Annotated in this window: 18 protein-coding genes; all 18 read right to left on the bottom strand. The window is 52.5% G+C overall.

The window, feature by feature from the left end; genetic code table 11:
- Positions 1 to 10 precede the first annotated feature (10 nt).
- On the bottom strand, positions 11 to 781 hold the full coding sequence (locus ACQGQ5_RS05740) for a glucose-6-phosphate isomerase family protein (RefSeq protein ID WP_455735597.1): 771 nt from the start codon (positions 779 to 781) through the stop codon (positions 11 to 13).
- A gap of 15 nt (positions 782 to 796) precedes the next feature.
- Entirely contained in the window at positions 797 to 2560 is a 1764-nt protein-coding gene (locus tag ACQGQ5_RS05745) for a class I mannose-6-phosphate isomerase (protein WP_455735598.1), read from the bottom strand.
- Between the two features lie 375 nt (positions 2561 to 2935).
- Positions 2936 to 4204, bottom strand: a complete 1269-nt coding sequence (locus tag ACQGQ5_RS05750) for a PTS transporter subunit IIC (RefSeq protein WP_455735599.1) — start codon at positions 4202 to 4204, stop codon at positions 2936 to 2938.
- Between the two features lie 28 nt (positions 4205 to 4232).
- Entirely contained in the window at positions 4233 to 4529 is a 297-nt protein-coding gene (locus ACQGQ5_RS05755) for a PTS sucrose transporter subunit IIABC (RefSeq protein WP_455735600.1), read from the bottom strand.
- Positions 4522 to 5007, bottom strand: coding sequence for a PTS sugar transporter subunit IIA (locus ACQGQ5_RS05760; RefSeq protein WP_455735601.1), 486 nt, complete (start codon positions 5005 to 5007; stop codon positions 4522 to 4524). The genes ACQGQ5_RS05755 and ACQGQ5_RS05760 overlap by 8 nt, the downstream gene beginning before the upstream one ends.
- 62 nt (positions 5008 to 5069) lie before the next feature.
- Positions 5070 to 6803, bottom strand: coding sequence for a phosphoenolpyruvate--protein phosphotransferase (gene ptsP, locus ACQGQ5_RS05765; protein WP_455735602.1), 1734 nt, complete (start codon positions 6801 to 6803; stop codon positions 5070 to 5072).
- Positions 6803 to 7063 (bottom strand): HPr family phosphocarrier protein, encoded by a 261-nt coding sequence (locus ACQGQ5_RS05770; RefSeq protein WP_455735603.1) that lies wholly within the window; start codon positions 7061 to 7063, stop codon positions 6803 to 6805. Before ACQGQ5_RS05770 ends, ptsP (ACQGQ5_RS05765) begins: the two co-directional genes overlap by 1 nt.
- 561 nt (positions 7064 to 7624) lie before the next feature.
- Positions 7625 to 9253, bottom strand: coding sequence for a phosphoenolpyruvate--protein phosphotransferase (gene ptsP, locus ACQGQ5_RS05775; protein ID WP_455735604.1), 1629 nt, complete (start codon positions 9251 to 9253; stop codon positions 7625 to 7627).
- Between the two features lie 51 nt (positions 9254 to 9304).
- Positions 9305 to 10759 carry a decarboxylating NADP(+)-dependent phosphogluconate dehydrogenase gene (gene gnd / locus ACQGQ5_RS05780; protein ID WP_455735605.1) on the bottom strand — a complete coding sequence of 485 codons (1455 nt, stop codon included), beginning with the start codon at positions 10757 to 10759 and terminating at the stop codon, positions 9305 to 9307.
- Positions 10760 to 10820: 61 nt separating this feature from the next.
- Positions 10821 to 11081 (bottom strand): HPr family phosphocarrier protein, encoded by a 261-nt coding sequence (locus ACQGQ5_RS05785; RefSeq protein ID WP_455735606.1) that lies wholly within the window; start codon positions 11079 to 11081, stop codon positions 10821 to 10823.
- A gap of 194 nt (positions 11082 to 11275) precedes the next feature.
- Positions 11276 to 12172 (bottom strand): DUF4310 family protein, encoded by an 897-nt coding sequence (locus ACQGQ5_RS05790; protein ID WP_455735607.1) that lies wholly within the window; start codon positions 12170 to 12172, stop codon positions 11276 to 11278.
- Between the two features lie 102 nt (positions 12173 to 12274).
- Positions 12275 to 13009: a DUF4311 domain-containing protein gene (locus ACQGQ5_RS05795; RefSeq protein ID WP_455735608.1), complete on the bottom strand. Its 735-nt coding sequence runs from the start codon at positions 13007 to 13009 to the stop codon at positions 12275 to 12277.
- A gap of 80 nt (positions 13010 to 13089) precedes the next feature.
- Entirely contained in the window at positions 13090 to 13383 is a 294-nt protein-coding gene (locus ACQGQ5_RS05800) for a DUF4312 family protein (protein ID WP_455735609.1), read from the bottom strand.
- Complete coding sequence (locus ACQGQ5_RS05805; RefSeq protein ID WP_455735610.1) at positions 13383 to 13754, bottom strand: SFCGS family glycine-rich protein; 372 nt, start codon at positions 13752 to 13754, stop codon at positions 13383 to 13385. Before ACQGQ5_RS05805 ends, ACQGQ5_RS05800 begins: the two co-directional genes overlap by 1 nt.
- A gap of 3 nt (positions 13755 to 13757) precedes the next feature.
- Complete coding sequence (locus tag ACQGQ5_RS05810) at positions 13758 to 14117, bottom strand: PRD domain-containing protein (protein ID WP_455735662.1); 360 nt, start codon at positions 14115 to 14117, stop codon at positions 13758 to 13760.
- Positions 14086 to 15228 carry an amidohydrolase family protein gene (locus tag ACQGQ5_RS05815; RefSeq protein ID WP_455735611.1) on the bottom strand — a complete coding sequence of 381 codons (1143 nt, stop codon included), beginning with the start codon at positions 15226 to 15228 and terminating at the stop codon, positions 14086 to 14088. The genes ACQGQ5_RS05810 and ACQGQ5_RS05815 overlap by 32 nt, the downstream gene beginning before the upstream one ends.
- A 157-nt stretch (positions 15229 to 15385) precedes the next feature.
- Positions 15386 to 17302 carry a PRD domain-containing protein gene (locus ACQGQ5_RS05820; protein ID WP_455735612.1) on the bottom strand — a complete coding sequence of 639 codons (1917 nt, stop codon included), beginning with the start codon at positions 17300 to 17302 and terminating at the stop codon, positions 15386 to 15388.
- A gap of 143 nt (positions 17303 to 17445) precedes the next feature.
- Positions 17446 to 17961, bottom strand: a complete 516-nt coding sequence (locus tag ACQGQ5_RS05825) for a ClbS/DfsB family four-helix bundle protein (RefSeq protein WP_455735613.1) — start codon at positions 17959 to 17961, stop codon at positions 17446 to 17448.
- Positions 17962 to 18530 lie beyond the last annotated feature (569 nt).

The raw sequence follows: 18530 nt of genomic DNA on the forward strand, positions 1-18530 counted from the left end.
TTCCCGCTTTTTAAGGTTGAAAATTGTCCCAGACCGCCTGAACGGACTGCGGATTTGTGACGAAGGAAAACAGCGCCCTGTTTTCCTCGTACTGGCTGTAGATCGGCACTCCGGGCTTCAAGCCGAATTCCGGGTACCCGCGTGCTTCCCTGATTTCCAGACGGCCGTCCGCATATTCCGGATTGTGCACGAAGGCAATCCCGCCGTCCCTGACCTTCGGGAAGAAGGCCACTCCCCTGCGGGCCCGCACGTCCCGGTAGTCAAACCCGTAATCGCGGACGCACCACGCCCCGAAAAGCATGGCTTCCTTCACGGAAGCATTGATCGTGCAGTGGGCCCATCCGGGAGGCACGATCACGACGCCGCCCGCCCCGGCGTGAACGGCGAAGCATCTCCCGGGATGATCTTCTGCGGATTCCTGCATATAAATATAAGCTTCCCCGGACCAGATTTCATAAACCTCCGGAGTGGAGGCGTTGCAGGACGGCGAGACCGCATGGACATGCCCCTGGCTGCGCACCGGTTCTTCGCCGACGACGCCCCCCTGAAAAATCATGGCGCCGTACAGCAGGTTCCTCTGCAGCAAATCCTCCCGGTCCTTTTCCTTTCCCACGTCCATGGCGACCGCATAAACAACCTCCGGACCGTCCGCGGAAGGGTCGCTCAGGCTGGGGCGGATATCGTCCAGCTTCCTTTTTTCCGTTTTGGGGCCGAACACACCGGCGCCGTAGATAAATTCCAAATGCTGAAGATCCGCTCGAATGTCAAATCCTGTTTTCAAATTCCGCACCTCCTGCTAAACTCTCACATAGGCCTGAATAACGGCTACTTTTTTTCCGGCGGATTTTCCGGCGGGCGCGATTTCGTACTCTCCGACGCTTTCAGGAACAATGAACGTTTCGGCATAATGAACGGTAAACGGGCTGAACCGTCCCCGCGGGGAAGTAACGGCGATTTCCTCGCCCTCCACAAGATTCAGCATATTTACGGAATTGTTGCAGTCCATGCTGATTTTTTCATCGAACCAATATCGCCTTGTTTCAATAAATTCCAGCTCGTGAAGGCCGGTCCGCTCCACTTTTTTATGCGCGTCCTCTTCCAGCGTGATTTCACGGTGCAGCAGATTTTTCTCCACCCAATCCGTAGTCCGGCTGAACTGGATCACCTTTTCCCCGTGTTCGATATTGATCGGCCGGGGTTTTCCGTCCAGCCCGACTCTGCCCCAGTCCCAGAGCTTCATGGTGAAGATGGAGGGCGTGGCCGAGATTTCAAGGACGACGGAATTTTTTCCGGAGCAATGAATCGTCCCCGCCGGTATCAAGACATGATCGTGCTTTTTGATCGGGAACTTGTTGATATACCTGGCGTCGTCGAACGTCTGGCTTTCCTGGGCCTCTTTTAAAGCCGTGATAAGCGCTTCCTTCGTCGTGCCTTCCCTGACCCCGAGGTAAACGCAGGCGTCCTCTTTCGCGTCCAGAATATAATAGCTCTCATCCTGCGTGTAATGCATACCGAAAGTCTGCTGTATGTATTCCGTCAGGGGATGGACCTGAAGGCTCAGATTTCCGCCGTCCATGGTGTCCAGAAAATCGAAACGGATCGGGAATTCCGTGCCGAAGCGGGAGTGAACCTCCGGCCCAAGCAGACGGTCCGGTTCCCGGAGCACGATATCGAGGGCGGGGATTTCTACCGTCGTATCCCTGAATTTCAGATGGACGGCGTTTTCCTCGGGCACGCCGTCAAAGCACCACGCAAAATTATGCTTTCCGGGTTTCAGCGCGAAGACTTCCTCCATCCAGCGGCCGCCCCAGACGCCCTCGTCGAAATAAGGCACAAGCCGAAAGGGCTGCGACGCCATTTGGCGGATGCCGTCGCGCAGCGCGCCGCCCGTTATCATGTTCGGGGAATTGTCCCGATTGGTATCGATCAAAAGGTCAATGTCCGGGAAGAGATCCAGCTTGTGCCTGTCAAGAGCCCTCCACTCGATGAAATAGCCGCGTTTGTATTTGCGCAGGAAGTCTTCTTCAAAATTCCCCGCACCCCAGTTGTCCAGCTCCCCGCTGCGGTACCGGCACTGGATTTCCCACCGCGACAGGTCGCCGTAAATCAAAAGGTCCCCTTTGGCGACCAGCGACGCGCCGACGCCGTATACGACGATCAGTCCCCGGTCGGTGTCTTCGATCCGCTTTCTGCATGCCCGCAGTTTTTCTTCGTCAAAGAATTCAACGAGCCGGCGGACCGACAAAACGCCGAAAACTCTGTCGTCCGTAATGTTTCTTTCCAGTTTCGGGTACAGCTTCTCCTCCGGCAATTTGCAGTCTTCGCTGAAAAAGGTTTGATCGGCAAGCAGGGGCCTGATCAGGCCGCTTTCTATTTCCTTCTGACGCACGCCGTGATAATAATCGATCACCACGACGGTTTTATTCTTTTTTAATTCGCTGATGCGAGCCCTTATTTCCGCGACAATATCCGCGTATCCGTGAAACGCCTCACGGTCATGCCCTTGAATTTCCGTGAACGGAAGCTTGTCGTAATTCGTCTTTCTATCCTTAAAATACATGGAATTTCCCTTTCTTTTCCTGATGTACGCCTTTTCAGGAGTCGTTTTCATCGTCAAAATAAATTCTACGTCTTTCGTTGCAGCAGAAAAGCCCTTTTGCAGTTTTAAGATGCCGGATCGGCCCCTGACGGCGGTTCCATCAGGGTTCTTTTCCCAGAGAAGACAATCCGGATATGCTTATTCCGATTGGAAAAGCATGCCTTTTCGGGCATACAGGGGCCCCTTTAATCAAAATACATTTTTACAAACAGGATTCCTGATTTGTGGGGAAAGCCGGCGGATGACGTCGGAGACCAATCGCCCAGGCGCCGGCATCCCGTAATCAGATCATTCAGAAAGATTCAGAACTGGGTCCGTCCCCCGAACGGGGAGAAATCACGCCGCCACCAGGTGACGGATCTGTACCAAAATCCAGAGCAGGATGTTTCCGCCCTCTTCCCAGTTGGTAAACTGTGCGCCGCTTGCAATTTTATCTGTGAACAGGCCGGTCAGCTGGCAGGCATCCGTCATGATCCCGGCCATGCTGGAAGCGATCAGGGTGGCGGGTATAATCCATAATGTGGCCACGATGACCGTATGTACCACGTTTCCCTTAGTATAGGGCACCATGCCGCCGATCCAGTAGGGAAGGACCGCCAGCGAGGCGACGGGAAGGAAATTGCAGCCCGGCAGGAATGCCGCCAGCAGCATGGAGATCGGATACATGATGATCACGGTCGACATGACGGAGGGGTCGCCGAGCAGGATCGCGGGATCGACGGCGATCCACAGCTCGCGTCCGGGGAATTTTTCTTTCATAAATTTGGAAAGTGCGTTTGAAATGGGGATGATGCCTTCCGCGATCAGCGACAGCATCTTGGGCAAAATAACAAGGACTGCCGCCAGCTGAATGGCAAGCTGGAGGATCTGAGTCACATTGAATCCGGCGATAATGCCCATGATAACGCCCATAATGGCGCCAATAACGGACATTTCACCGAAAATACCGAACTTCTTTTTAATCTGCTCGGGCGAAGCGTTGACATCGCGCAGGCCCGGGATGCGCTCAATCCCCTTCATAACGATCTGTGCGAAAGTCGCGGTAAAGGTACCGGAGGTAGCAACAACGGATATCCCCTCCAGGCCGTTGAATTCCTGGATCCGCTTGGCGTGGTAATCGGCCAGAAACATATTGATTACCAGAAGCAGCAGGCCGGAAGCAACGCCGATGAAGATATTTCCCGTAAGGGCCCACATCAGGGCGGCAACAAACTCGCCGTGCCAGATGTTCCACATATCCACCCATAAAGTCTTTGTGAGTTTAAAGATGACACACAGCATATTCAGCGCGATAATGCCCAGAATCACCCAGACGACCCCCGGCCATCCCCAGGCGACCGATACGTTTCCGTAACCGATATCGATCACGCGGAAGTTTACCCCCAGCCTGTTTGACAGCGCGGTCGTCACAGGCGTCATGGCGGTAATGGACAAGTCGATGATCAGATTCAGCCCGGTCAGGCCGATGCCGAAGTAGAGCGCGCTGCGCAGGCTCTTTGACAAGCCGCCCCGGAAGACCATGCACAGCGCGAACATGATGATGGGTACGAACACCGTACTGCCTAAGCCGAAAAACCAGTCGAACGCCTGTTTTACCATTTCCATATTTTTTCCCCCTTACTATTTCAATGCCTTATTCTTTTTGAAGACATTCTGCGACCTTGTCGATTGCCTTTTCCATGCCGGACTCGTCGCCGGTCAAAAACGCGATGGCATTCACGACCGGGAACGCGTATTTCTGGCGGAGATTCATGGTAGACACAAGTACCGAAATCTGATCCTGAAGTCTTTCTACCTCGTCGATTCTCCCTGTTTTTACCTCAAAGTCGGAAAGGCCCTTTTTTTCCAGCCCCTCCCGGATCCCCTGCGCGGCAACGACAGATGTCAGCGTCCCCGCTCCGCACACAACCAAAATCAATTTTTTACTCATTGCTTTCACCTCCCAATAAATTTTGTTGCAGGATCTGTAAAATCTCCTGTTTGTCCCCGGAACCGACGATTTGCTTGACAATCGACTCGTTCTGGATCATTTTGGTAATCGAGGACAGCAGCCCGAAATGTCCGTGTCCTCCCGCCGATGCGAACATCAGGACAAGCTTCACGTCGACGGACTCGTCGGGATCGTCCATCCTTCGGAAGGCTACCCCGTCCGGTAAGGTCGCCACCCCGATGCATGTCCGGTTGACATGGACGGACTGGGTATGCGGAATGGCGACATTGTACTTCCCGCAGTCCAGCCCCGTAGGAAACTGCTGTTCGCGCTCCATGATGGCATCGCAGAAGGATTCCCTGACAAAACCGTTCTCATACATCTGCCGGCTCAGCTTCCGCAGTACCTGGCCGTTTTCTTCGGCCCTGACATGGATCAATATCAGATTTTCGTCGATTACAAGATCATTGCTGCTCAATTTTTTCTCCTCCTCTTTCCTTTTCCCGCTTATGCGAAGTCTTTCGCGGCGAACCGCCTCCTTTATGAGCACCAATCCCAGTACCGGTCGGGAAGGCTGCTTCTGACCAGGTCCCGCACCTGGGCCGCCGTGTCCAGGCAGACAGCCTTTTCGGCCAGTTCCGCAAGCAGGTCCCGGTCCAAAAGGCCAATCAGCTTTTTGACCAGTAAAACGGACGGCAGGTTCACGCTTATATTTTTGATGCCCATCCCGATCAGGACAGGAAGGGCGGCCGGGTCCCTGGCCATTTCCCCGCAGACGCTGCATGTCTTGCCGCAGCCGTTCGCCGCGTCGCTTGCCCTTTGAATCAGCCACAGCACCGCAGGGTTCAGATGGTCATAAAGATAGGCGACTTTTCCGTTGAGCCGGTCGGCGGCCAGCGTATATTGGGTGAGGTCGTTGCTCCCTATGCTGAAAAAGTCGACTTTTCGGATGAATTTCCGGGCCAGGATCGCCGCCGAAGGAGTTTCGACCATGATCCCGACCGGGGTTTCCTCCTGAAACGGAAGGCTTCTCCTTCTGAGTTCCCGCTTTGCTTCCTCCAGAACGGAGAGGGCGCGTTCCAGCTCGTCGTCGGAGGCGATCATGGGAAACATGATCTTGACGTTCCCGGACGCGCCGGCCCTGAGAGCCGCGCAAAGCTGAGTTTTCAGGATCTCCGTCCGGTCGATGCAAATCCGGATTGCCCGGTACCCCAGCGCCGGATTCGCTTCCCGGCCCAGGTCAAGACAATCCGCGGCCTTGTCCGCGCCGACGTCCATCGTGCGGATTGTCACGGTCCCGCCCGCCAGTTTTTTCGCAACGCTCTGATAAACGGCAAACTGTTCGTCCTCACTGGGGAGCGTTTTTCGATTCATATATAAAAATTCCGTCCGGAACAGGCCGACTCCGTCCGCACCGTATTCTATTATTTTGTCCGTCGCGGAAGCATCTATGATATTGGTAAAAACATGGATTCTGGTTCCGTCGCATGTTGTTGGGACCGTTCCTTTCAAAGTGTTCAGAAGATCGCATTTTTCCTTGTTTTTTTCGCATTCTTCCGTCGCTTTTCGAATGTTTTCCCCGGTCAGGCCGCTCTGTATTTCTCCGGAAACGGCGTTCAGGAACACCGTCTGTCCCTCTTTGATCCCGCCGACGTCCCCGCAGCCGACGACAGCGGGGATGCCCATGTTTGCGGCCAAAATCGCAACGTGAGAGGTTTGGGAACCCTTTGCCATAATCAGCCCCTTGACCATATCGTTTGCATTGATCAGAACGGAAGGCGGAAGATCCTCGGAAACAAGAATTGTCTCTTCCCGCAGGTCGGAAAGGTCCCCGTCACCGCGGCCTGTCAACCTTCGGATCAGCCTTTTGCCGACATCCTTCAAATCCTGCGCCCGCTCCATCAGCATGGGATTGTTCAGCGAGAGCAGCACCTTCTGCTGTTCCGAAGAGGCCCGCGCGACGGAGGCGGGAACGCTGTAGCCCGCCCGGATGTTCTGTTCTATGGAGCCCGTAAAGATTTTGTCTGTCAGCATCACCGCCTGCATCCGGAGCATTTCAGCTTTCACTTTTTCCCCGGCTTCGGCATATTTTTCGCTTTCCGACACCATCTCGTCACTGAGGTTTTCCACTGTACCGTACATCTGCCGGACAGCCTGACCCGGATCTCCCTGAAGCTTTTCTTCCGGACTGTACTCGAGTATGTCCTGAAACACGGTGGCCTTTCCCACCACTTTCCCGACGGATACCGGGATCCCCCGCAATAGCATTCCCATTATTCCTCCAGTGTGCGTATAAATTCACAGATCTCATCTACCGCTTTTACTTCGTCCCCTCCCTCCGCCCGGACTTCCACATGGGTCCCGGGCATCAGCTTCCCCGCTAAAAGACTCAGGATACTGGTGGGGTCCACCGTTATGCTTCCGTTGATGATCTGCAGTTTGCTGCTGAATCGTTTCGAAAGTGTGACCAGATTGGAGGCCGGCCGCGCATGGAGGCCGGTTGGATTTTGGATTACGATCCTTTTGGAGTACATTCTTATTTCTCCTTTTTCAATATAGTTTGACTGCCTGTCGGCGAAACTCTTCGGCAAAAGCCAGAAAAGAAACGTAAACTTCGTACGCCCGTCAATCAGAGTGCCTCACAGGCTTTTTCCCCTGGACAGACCGGCGGGCGGGAATGTTCTTTCTTGCAGAGACATTATATATGTCATATTGTCATGACATTATGTCTTTCGTTTATAATAGTCCATATTGGCTCGAATGTCAACATAAAATATTAAAAATCATGATATTTATTAGGAAGAGTTGCATAGAAATCCCATGATTTCCCGGCGCGCCCGGAGGGACTCGGGTGTTTCGCCTCGTGACAGACGCAAAATAAGGACAGGGGCAAAACCCCTGTCCTCAGACTGCAGACAAAATGTCCGGCTTAGAAAAGATCATGCTAAATTTTGGCATGATCTTTTCATTTCTATCCATAAGTAATTTTTCAGCCACGCTTTTTCATTATTTGTTCAGTGGAAGCATTGCCCATAGGGCCCGGGGAGAGGGATATCAAAGGATCTCTCAGGATACATCCGTATCCCTGGGAGGCACTAAGCTTTACATCCGACGGCATCCATTAAAATGCTTTTGGTTTCTTTCAGAATTCCCGGACTGACTGAAAATTCGTCAAGGCCGTACTCCAGCAGCAGCGGAATCGCTTTTTCATCGGATGCCAGCTCACCGCACATACAGCATGGAATGGATGCCTTGTGGGCGGCGTGAATGGTCGATCGGATCAGGTGAAGCACGGCGGGATGCATGGGGTCGTATAAATTGGAAACATTTTCATTTAATCTGTCGGCCGCCAGTGTGTATTGGGTCAGGTCGTTGGTGCCTATACTGAAAAAGTCAACATTTGAGGCAAAATCCGCCGCAATAATCGCCGCCGAAGGGACTTCTATCATCATCCCGACCTTCATGGAACGGTCGAACGGAATTCCTTCCCGTTCCAGTTCACCGCTGCATTCCCTCAGAATTTTTTTCGCAGCCTCCAGCTCACGCAAACTGCCGATCATCGGAAACATGACCTGAACATTGCCGTAATGCGATGCCCGAAGGACCGCGCGGAGCTGCACCCGAAACAGTTCCGGTTTTTTCAGACAAAGGCGGATGGCCCGTACGCCAAGAAAGGGATTTTGTTCTTTCTCCATGTCCAAAGAAGGGATGTCCTTATCCCCTCCGGCATCCAAAGTGCGAATGGTCAGCGGTTTTCCTTCCAAAAGCAGAGCCGCTTCTTTGTAAACGGAAAACTGCTCCTCTTCCGTGGGGACTCTCGTTTTCTCCATGTATAAAAATTCGGTTCTGAAAAGCCCGACCCCATCCGCTCCGTTTTCCAACGCCGACTTCAGGTCGTTGATCCCGCCGATATTCGCTTTGACCGCGATTTTGCGCCCGTCCCCGGTAAAAATCTGCTCCGTGGAACACGCCCGCTGGTTTTTTCGCTCGTACTGCTCGGCCAGGCCGCGGTAATGAAGGACCGTACTTTCGTCCGGGGAGATCAGAACCTGTCCGGATTCCCCGTTCACCGCAACCGTTGTTCCGGTTTTCAGATCTTCCAAAATGCCGGCGCAGCCTACTACCGCGGCAATCCCGAGCCCTTTTGCGAGGATCGCCGTATGGGAGGTCTTTCCTCCCACCTCCGTGACGATCGCCGCGACCCGGCCGCTGTCAATCGTAACGGTCTCCGAAGGTTTCAGATCGTGAGCAACCAGAACCGTATTGTACGGCAGATTGCTGAAATCCGCTTTCTCCGTGCCGCCGGACAGATTCCTCAGAATGCGGTTGCCCACGTCCCTGATATCCGCGCCCCGTTCCTTCATATATTCGTCTTCGATAGCGGAAAATGCGCCGGAAAGGGATTGCGTAACGTCGGAAACGGCCTTTTCCGCGGAAATGGGCTCTTCCTGGAGCATCGCAAACGCTTTTCCCGTAAATTCGGGATCGGACAGAAAGCCGATATGGCTTTCCATAATTTCGATGTCTTTTTCGCAGAGGGTCAGACGGGCTTTTTCGATGATTTCTTTCAGTTCTTCTTCCGATTCCCGAATTGCCCGCCGCAGCCGCTGTGTCTCCTGTTCCCGGCCCACCCCGGCATTGTTGAAAGTGAAGGTTTCCGGGGCACCCACGACAAAAGCCGTCCCGACGGCATATCCCTTGGAAACACCGATTCCCATTTTCATGATAAGGTCCTCCTGAGCAGTCTGTTTTCCGTGTGTTTCATCAAAAAACACTTAAGCGTTATAGGTGGAGGCGGACACCGAACCGCCGTGTCCCGTCCAGTCCGTATGGAAAAATTCGCCCCTCGGACGGTCGGTCCGTTCATAGGTGTGCGCGCCGAAATAATCCCTTTGCGCCTGCAGAAGATTCGCCGGCAGGCGGGCGCTGCGGTAGCTGTCGTAATACGAAAGGGCGCTGGAAAACCCGGGGACGGGGATGCCGGCGATCACGGCTTCCGCCACGGCTTTTCTCCATCCTTCCTGATAATCTTTCAAAATCCCGCTGAAATACGGACTGAGCATCAGATTTGCCAGGCCGGGATTCTGATCGTAGGCTTCCTTGATCCGGTTGAGAAACTGGGCCCGGATAATGCAGCCGCCGCGGAAAATCATGGCGATATTTCCGTAGCGCAGGTCCCACCCGTATGTTTCCGAGGCGGCCTTCAACAGCGAAAAGCCCTGTGCATACGCACAGATTTTGCTCGCGTACAGCGCTTTGCGGATATTTTCAATTAATTCCTCCCTGGAATCCTGAAAAGCTTTCTTCCCGGCGCCCCCGGCCAGAATTCCGCTGGCATGCACACGCTCCTCCTTGGCCGCGGACATGCAGCGCGCAAACACCGCTTCCGTAATGGTCGGTACGGGGATCCCCAGTTCCAGCGCGCTGTTGCTGGTCCACTTTCCCGTTCCCTTCTGACCGGCGGTATCCAGGATCAGGTCGATCAAAGGCCGGCCGGTCTCCCCGTCCGTTTTCAGCATGATGTCCTTTGTGATTTCGATCAGATAGCTGTCCAGTTCCCCCCGGTTCCATTCGTCAAACACGCCGTGCAGTTCCTGATTGGAAAGGCCGGCGACGTTTTTCAGCAGAGAATAGGCTTCGCAGATCAGCTGCATATCCCCATATTCGATCCCGTTGTGAACCATTTTGACAAAATGGCCCGCGCCGTTCGGCCCGATATAGGTGCAGCACGGCTGGCCTTCCACTTTAGCGGAGATTGCCGTCAAAATCGGTTCTACCTGACGATAGGCCTCCTCGGGTCCGCCGGGCATGATCGCAGGGCCTTTCAGCGCGCCTTCCTCACCGCCGGACACACCGGTCCCGATAAAGAGGAACCCTTCCGCGCTCAGTTCCGCGTTTCTCCGGACCGTGTCGGCAAAATAGGAATTCCCCGCGTCAATCAGGATGTCGCGCGGAGAAAGAAACGGTTTCAGCTGCTGAATGGTATCGTCGACCGGTTTCCCCGACTTTACCATGATAATAATTTTCCGCGGCAGCTCCAGTGAATTTACGAATTCTTCGATAGAATAGGCCGCCCGGATCTTTTTCTCCTTTGCCTCCCGCATCATGCGGTCCGTTCTTTCTCTCGACCGGTTATAGACGGAAACGCTGTATCCTTTGCTTTCAATATTCAAAGCGAGGTTTTTTCCCATGACGGCAAGGCCGATTACACCGATGTTTTGTTTGCTCATTTCAGTTACCTCCAACATTTAATCTTCGCTTGACTGCCCGGTCGGTCAACCGAACGGATCCTCACTCGGTAAGATTTTCCAGGTACTCCCGGACCGCGCGGTTTGCTTCCTGTTCGTCCGGGCCGTTTGTAACGACCGTCAGCTTTGTCCCCTGCTTTACCGCTCCCGACAGAATGCTGATGATGCTCTTCGGCTGGATGCTGACCGTTCCCTTTTGCAGCTCGATGTCGCAGGAAAATTTCTGGCAAATGGCGGTAAGCCGCGTCGCCGGCCTCGCGTGGAGCCCAAGCGGATTTTTGATCGTTATTTCTGCTGAAACCATAAAATCACTCCTGTCAAAAGGGCCGTGGATTGTATGAAAATCAGATGGAAAGGCCCTGTTCCCACCTGTGCGCAAAAAAGTTTAATTTGCCGGAGGAACCGTTTTCTGGGAATGATTCCTCCGGCATTGGCTTCTTTTTTAACTTTTGATTTTGCGTAACGGACCGTATCTTTCTTTCCGTTTCGAACCGGCGATTATTTGGAACCGGTTCCGTTCGCACCGGACGGTGCCGAAGCCTGCAGAACGGTTACGTCGCAGGCCGCGGTATGGCTGCCGTCCTTTGTTGTAACGGTGATGACAGCCGTTCCGGGTTGGACGCCGGTGATCTTGCCGTCTTTGTCAACCGTCGCCACCGAAGGGTTGTCCGACGTCCAGGCGGTATCCGTAACCGTGGCGCCCTTCGGCTCGATTGTGGCGGTGATCTGTTTTTCCGCGCCGATGCCCACGACCGCTTCCGTAGTGTTCAGGGTGACGCCGGTCACGGCGATGGTGAAAATAAACGCGCCGATCAGCATTCCGATCAGTGAGCCGCCGACCACGCCCTTGTCAAGCACATAGAACACGACGGACCCGACCAAAGCGCAGATCCCCAGCGGAATGGAAACGGACATGGCCGCGAGAATCAGCAGCGGAGCAAAGAAGGTGCCCAGCTGATGCCCAACGCCCATCATGATGTCGGTTCCTCCGGCGGTAACGCCCTCCGGAATCAGTTTACGGATGCCCATGATCACACAGCCCAGAATCAGCCCGATCAGGGCGCCGGTGATCAGCGCCAGGGGGAAGTTGTAGATCAGGCTTTTATAGCCCAGGCTGAGGATCAGGCCGCAAATGCCCAATCCGACGCCGTTCATTGTGGATCCGCCGATATCCAGCAGGCCCACCAGCGGACCTTCCAGAATACGTGCAATCAGAAATCCGCCGGCAAATCCGATCACCGCGCCGAAATCCCCGGTTTTTTCCGCCGCCGACAGCATGGTTCCGAAACCCGCTTCCATGAAGACGCCGGTGCCGCTTGTCAGGTACAGATGTGTCCCGCCGACCACGCCGGCGCAAAGCGCGATGTAAAGGATGATAAACGTTGAGTCTTTCATGAAAAGTTTCGTCATCTTATCTATGAAAGGCTTGTTTTTACTTGTGGCAGATGAATTTTGATCCGACATTTGGTATGCCCTCCTTTAATAATTTTCCACGCTTCAGATGATGGTGGAGAAGGAATTAATCAGGTTCGGGAAGAACCCTCTGAAATAGCAGATCAGCGTCCAGATGACGACCATCAGGATGATGAACACGATGGAAATTTTGCTCTTGACTCCGTTTTTCTGGATCGTCTGTCCGGTCAGGATCCCCAGGATCAGGCCGGGGGTCGCGTTGCTCGTGGCAAAGAAGGACAGCCCGCCCAGCAAAATTCCCCAAGCGCCGGTCGCTTTTCCGTTGTCCAGCGCGGCAATCAGGAAGAGAACCTGCATCACGATCAGATAGTTGGCGATCGTAGGCGCGAAAACCGCATTCATGGTATTCGTAACGTAAACCGGAACAAAAGAAACCGCGGAATTCAGGAGCGTAACCACGACCGCGCCGACGACCGCGCCGACGCAGCCCATTTTGAACGGATTGTAAACCGTTTCTTCGACGTTCTTATTTTTCAGCAGAAGCAGTCCGGCGGATACGTTCGGAACCACACGGTGCAGAACATCCTGTGTCAGACACCCGGAAGCGAGAGCCTGCCCGGCGGAGCTCAGGATAAAGGAACCGCCGAAGGATAAATGGGCGATCGCGTCGCCCTGGCACGCATTCATTTCCCCCAGCGTCCGGAAGGCGCCCATGGCCTGGATCTCCGGAACGTGGAACATTCGGGCCGCGCCGGCGCCTGCCGCGCCGCCCACCAACACGCCGATGATCACGGATTTCAAGATTAAACTGATTAACATAATTTTCCTCCCCTTAACTTTCTATTTTGGATTCAGAAGGATGCCGTAAACGGGACCCGCGTTTGGCTCTTTCCGTTGATTCAGTCCCCCTCGAGCGTCAGATAATCGACCAAAGCTTTGATACGGAGTTTGATAAAAACGGTCTGCCGCTTTCTGGGGAGAAAAAAGAACAGGAACTTTTCCGTGGAAGTACTGATCTTCATCTCTTCCAGAGTCACGTCCAGAGGCCGCATGTAGACGATAATCCCGTCAATCTGTTTCGCCGCCTCGCTGCGCAGGGACTGGAACGCCTTTCCGACGGCGCCCTCTTTGGTTTTAGAGTCGGCTGAGACGGTGATTTCCGTCTCGATTTCTTTCATGCATTGCCGTTCCATTATTTCTGTTCTCCATGTACTTCGTTCCATGCCTTAACGACCGACTCACCGAGTTCTTCGTTATCCATAAACGGGAAACCGATTACCTGACAGCCTTCCCGGATACACTGCATGGCGGCGGCGTTCGTTTTTTGATACTGCTTGTATTTGTAACCATACTTTGTAGCGGCAGTGATTGCGCCGGCTCCGCCGCTTCCACAAAAACTAAGTCCCAAATCCGCCCCGTTTTCGTGCATGACGTCGCCCAGCTTCATATCCGCCAGCATACCGGGAATCACAATTGCGGTACCGCCCGCGTCTTCAACTCCTTTTGCGATTCTTTTTCCCTGTCCCATTCTGTGACCGATGACCACTAAAGGCCTTTTTGCCATCTTTCAAAACCTCTCTTCCTCCGAATTGTTTTTTATTGCCGACTGAAAATACAGCGCAATCAAAAAAACCTCCGACTCGCTGTAAGGGACGCGATACTTTTCAAACAGCGGGGTCAGCATGCGCTCCGCCAGTACGCGCATATCCTCGCGCAGCTCCTCCCGCATGGAATCGTCCACCTGCATGTCCACCGTCTCCCGCGCGCGAAGCCGAGAGAGCATAATGACCAGGTGATTGCAGAACGGCGCCCGAAATTTTTCGGTAAGCTCTATTCCGTTTTCCGTGATAAAATTCTCTGCATAATCAAGGTCGTTCAAAAAAGGCTGGTAATCCTCAGTTTTCAGCTTTAAGGTGTCCCTGATCACATTCAAAAACCTTGCTTTTCCCACCTTTTGAAATAACCACCTTTCTTGGAGAAATCACTTTGCTCAGCTTTTGCGGATTCCCGTAGGAATCATTGATCGTAAACGGTCCGTCCTCCAGTGTAAAAAGTGTAAAATCCGCAAGGCATCCGACGCGCAGCTGGCCAAGGTTTTTCAGATGATAGGTCTTTGCCGCTTTCGAAGTAACGCAGGACACGGCATCCTCCAAAGTCATACCGAGGCTGATAAGCTTGCTCATTACGACAGCCAGCGAGCGGACGGGACCGTCCATGTTGGCGTAATAAATGTCCGTTCCGATCAGATCGGGGAAAAAGCCGTGGTCGAGGGCCCGTTTGCAAACCTCCCAGGAAAAGCTTTCCCTTCCGTGTCCGACGTCGAACAGCACGCCCCGCTCCCTTGCCTGCGCGAAAGGCTTTTTAGGGGAACCGTTTTCAAAAACAGAGATTTCCTTGCCGTGAAACGTATGGGTAATTACATCTCCGCTTTCCAGTAAAGGCGCCAGCGTACCGGGGTCCGGGGGGAATCTGCCGATATGGACGGTCGTCGGAAGATGAAGCTCCCGCGCCATTTCTTTGGCTTTTTTTACAACGTCATATCCCTTCTCACCGGTATAGGAACCGCTGCACGCGCATTTCAACCCGACGATGAGATCCGGATATTCCCGCACAGCCCGCCGAAAGACCTCTTCGTGAATACTGCCGACATCGATCTGGTCTTTTCGAACCATCCCGTGGTCCGAATGCGCGCCCAGCAGGGCGAAGCATCGGGTTTCCGCTTTTTCGGCAATCCCGGCATACCCCGCAACGCTGTCCGCCGGAACAGTCCCGCATTCAATGATGGCAGTCGCGCCTCTGCGGCAGCCGAGGATATCAGGTTCCACTTTATGCTCTTCGGATATCTGCGTATGCACATGGACGTCGATCATGCCCGGAGAAACCAGCAGCCCTTCCGCGTCCACGGTCTCACAGTCCGGATTCAGATTCGGACCGATCTCCTGAATCACGCCGTTCTCAACCAGAATGTCGGATTTTGTGTACAGAAAGTGGTTGTTCTTGTCGATCAACGATCCGTTTTTCAATACAAATTTCTTCATAATTTCCTCCTTTTCGCCAATGATGTTGTTTTTATCGTTAAAATGATTATATAAAAGACGATGAAAAAAGAAAATAACAAATGATCCACATGATTGGTGCAATCATGTGGATCATTTGTTTCAAATAAGCTAACTTCCGATTCTGTTTTTATTTAAATTACACAATGTATCGGATAATAGCGGTCGCTTCTCCTGGGTCAATAAAAACATTCAGTTTTTGGGCGATGTTTTTGAGCAGCTGTTCGATCAGCCGGATTTTCTCCGGATATTTCTCCCTGTACATCTGATAATCATCATTCGGAATAAATCTTCCGTTCTGCCACCGGGAAACGGACATCTGGCAATGGACCATCACTCCGACAACTTTCGAGAACTGCTCGGGCGACAGCCCGGCGGGAAAGAGGAGCCGCATCGTATTGGCGACTTCCACTGTGATGTCCGCATATAAGTCCGCCTGCTGCTCTTCCTCGCCCGTCATTTTCTGATTACTGAGGAATTGGACAAGATTTCCCATTTTCTGCTGAAACTCGTCAGCATCCTTCGGCGCGACATACTTGGAGATCAGGGTATCCAACGCCGGCTTAAAATTATTTTCCAAGGAAACATTTTTTCTTTTTCCAAGAAACAGCGCCTCCCTGACCTTTGCCAGCTCCGTCTCTGTGATGATTGAACTTACGACCATAACGGGCCGTTTTAATTCAGGCAGCGGAATGGTGCTGAGCACCAGGTCGACGTCGTTGGATTCCAGCCAAAGCCCGGCGTCATTTGCGGACATGACTCCGGAGACATGGATGCTGGGGAGGTTGTTTTCCAGTCTTTTGGCAAGCAGCTTGGACGCCCCCTGGCCCGTATTGCAGACAACCAGGATACGGGATTCCAAAGTATGTCTGCTTTGTTCAAGGTTCCGGCAGAAATGGAGGGTCAAAAAGCCGATATCGTCATCATCCAGCACGATCCCACAGGTGTCCGTCAGAACACCCGCGCATTTTTTCACAACGGAAAAAACATCGCCGTACATCATCTTCGTCTGCTCCAAAAGGGGGTTGACGGTCGGGAGCATCAGCTGATATCGGGCAAGGTTGCTTTGGATATGGCTGACAAGATCATTTTTCAATAATTCCGTGTTTTCACATACGGAAGGAAAATAAGATGCCACACGGTCGATCATTGCCTGTACGCCGCGGGAAATATCGTCCTGACGCCATTCTGCTTTTCCTTCCTCCGTCCAACGCACCCGGTCGTTCAGAATATACGAGAGAAAAGCCTTCTGCCCCCTGTCGGGCATGACGCCAAAGACGCTTTGAATTTCCAGACACAGCCGCTCAAACTTCTGGTCCCGCTCCAAATATGTACTTTCCCCCAATAGATTCCGGTTTAGCGTAATCTTTTTACCGTACCGAAGACGGCTGATAAAAAAAGTCATCCAGATGCGCATCAGATTTTCATTCATCGCCGGCCACTGAAGAGTCTCCGATATATAATCCAGTATTTTTCCGATATCCTTTAGATCGTCTTTCGACAATAGCCCCTGATCAGCATCCTGAAAAAGGTGATAGTAACGGACCTCTTTCAGGGTAGGAACCAGACGATTGATCAGGGCAATCATGTTGATTTCCTCTCCGTCCAGAATGTACCCGTGATTTTTTTTACCAATGAGTTTCAGATGGATGGAATTCAGTTCCCGGTTGATTTCGTCCAGCGTGTTGATCACGGTGTTTCTGGAAAGCCCCAAAGACTGCGCTAAAAAGCTGGAGGTCAGAGGATTCTTCTGAATAAGAAAATAAATGGCAATCAGTTTTTTTCGATCGTTGTCATGATAGCTGCTCATAGAATAGGGTGTCATATCCTCCTCGATCATCTGCGAAACAGAGCCATAGGAAACGATCCGCATCCCTTTGCCAGGAATTTTTACAAAATTCGCCTGTTTCCCCTCCAGATAATCTGAAATCACCTGGACATCGCTTCGTATTGTGCGCAGGGAAACGCCATATTTTTGAGACAGGAACTTCGCGGTAATCAGTTCCGTCCCGGATTCCAAATCGCCTATCATCGCCTGCTGCCGGTTGTTCAGCATCAACTCACCCCACTATTTGAAAAATATGTTTTGCCCGCAGCTAGTTTCATTTATGCGTCCTTATTTTTGTGGTAACGGTGGAAAAAAGATTTTTTCACTACGTCAGTGTATTGTTCCCAATCCTAACGATCAATTGGAATCTGTCAGCTTTGAATTCCCCTTTTCCATTTTCGGATTTTACTTCTGAACGATTTAAATGGCGCAACCGTATTCGTATGAAGCCATTTCCAAATTGCCCAATTAGCGGGTGTGGAGGAAGCCCAATTTCTGCCTCCAGATTGAAAAAGCTCGGTATCTGTATAGTTTTCCGTTAGTTCTATCATTTTTTGTTCCGCTTTTTCAAACATACTGCACAGCTCATGCAGACTATAAACTTCATATTGTTTATAAAAGCTTTCATATAGTCCGCCGAGATTATTCCACTTATATTCAACGTGCGGAGTTATGACGGTAATTCCTCGCTGTTCCTGCTCTTCCCAATCAAGAATAAGATGAAGCCAACCTAATTGATAAGCTATCATCTGCGCGGGAGTTTTGTCTACTCCGTCAAGCAGTTTATCCTTATCTGCTTCCTGAACATCGGAAAATTCATTAATAAACAGCCTTGCGCTATTTGATATTGCATCAACCAATTCCTGCTTGCTTTTATACTCTGGCACACCACATCACCCTTCAAATTTCTGTTGATCAGAAGATACAGGTACCGCTACATTTATCCTATCACATTGTTTTGCATAAAAAAAGTCCTATCTCACCCTTGGCGGAAGACTGGATTTTTTTGGCGGCCCGGAGGGACTCGGGTGTCGGCACGCTCTATCCGCGGGCGCACTGCGCCTTTTTGCGCCTACGGCGGCGGTCGTCCGTATTGAGATGTAGAAAACTTTCCGGCAGATCCGCGGAACAAAACGAATTTTTGTTCCGTTGTTCTGCCCTACCTGCACCGGGGTTTTCGCCTCGTGGCAGACGAAAACAAGGACAAGGCATTTTTGCCTTGTCCTTGTTTTTGGCGCGCCCGGAGGGACTCGGGTGTTGGCACGCTCTACCCGCGTTCCGCGGTTTCTCCTTCTTTTTCGCGGCACACGGAACCTTTCCCGTTCTACCCTACCTGTACCGGGGTTTTCGCCTCGTGGCAGACGAAAAACAAGGACAAGGCATTTTTGCCTTGTCCTTGTTTTTGGCGCGCCCGGAGGGACTCGGGTGTTGGCACGCTCTACCCGCGTTCCGCGGT

Source organism: Caproiciproducens sp. (assembly GCF_053840905.1).

What these genes read in the sequence shown, in the direction of transcription:
- ACQGQ5_RS05800 (WP_455735609.1), bottom strand. Translation starts at nt 13,383, where the DNA reads ATGGAACGGCAATGCATGAAAGAAATCGAGACGGAAATCACCGTCTCA.
- ACQGQ5_RS05820 (WP_455735612.1), bottom strand. Translation starts at nt 17,302, where the DNA reads ATGCTGAACAACCGGCAGCAGGCGATGATAGGCGATTTGGAATCCGGG.
- ACQGQ5_RS05745 (WP_455735598.1), bottom strand. Translation starts at nt 2,560, where the DNA reads ATGTATTTTAAGGATAGAAAGACGAATTACGACAAGCTTCCGTTCACG.
- ptsP (WP_455735602.1), bottom strand. Translation starts at nt 6,803, where the DNA reads ATGGGAATGCTATTGCGGGGGATCCCGGTATCCGTCGGGAAAGTGGTG.
- ACQGQ5_RS05750 (WP_455735599.1), bottom strand. Translation starts at nt 4,204, where the DNA reads ATGGAAATGGTAAAACAGGCGTTCGACTGGTTTTTCGGCTTAGGCAGT.
- ACQGQ5_RS05770 (WP_455735603.1), bottom strand. Translation starts at nt 7,063, where the DNA reads ATGTACTCCAAAAGGATCGTAATCCAAAATCCAACCGGCCTCCATGCG.
- ACQGQ5_RS05755 (WP_455735600.1), bottom strand. Translation starts at nt 4,529, where the DNA reads ATGAGTAAAAAATTGATTTTGGTTGTGTGCGGAGCGGGGACGCTGACA.
- ACQGQ5_RS05805 (WP_455735610.1), bottom strand. Translation starts at nt 13,754, where the DNA reads ATGGCAAAAAGGCCTTTAGTGGTCATCGGTCACAGAATGGGACAGGGA.
- ACQGQ5_RS05790 (WP_455735607.1), bottom strand. Translation starts at nt 12,172, where the DNA reads ATGAAAGACTCAACGTTTATCATCCTTTACATCGCGCTTTGCGCCGGC.
- ptsP (WP_455735604.1), bottom strand. Translation starts at nt 9,253, where the DNA reads ATGAAAATGGGAATCGGTGTTTCCAAGGGATATGCCGTCGGGACGGCT.
- ACQGQ5_RS05815 (WP_455735611.1), bottom strand. Translation starts at nt 15,228, where the DNA reads ATGAAGAAATTTGTATTGAAAAACGGATCGTTGATCGACAAGAACAAC.
- ACQGQ5_RS05795 (WP_455735608.1), bottom strand. Translation starts at nt 13,009, where the DNA reads ATGTTAATCAGTTTAATCTTGAAATCCGTGATCATCGGCGTGTTGGTG.
- ACQGQ5_RS05785 (WP_455735606.1), bottom strand. Translation starts at nt 11,081, where the DNA reads ATGGTTTCAGCAGAAATAACGATCAAAAATCCGCTTGGGCTCCACGCG.
- gnd (WP_455735605.1), bottom strand. Translation starts at nt 10,759, where the DNA reads ATGAGCAAACAAAACATCGGTGTAATCGGCCTTGCCGTCATGGGAAAA.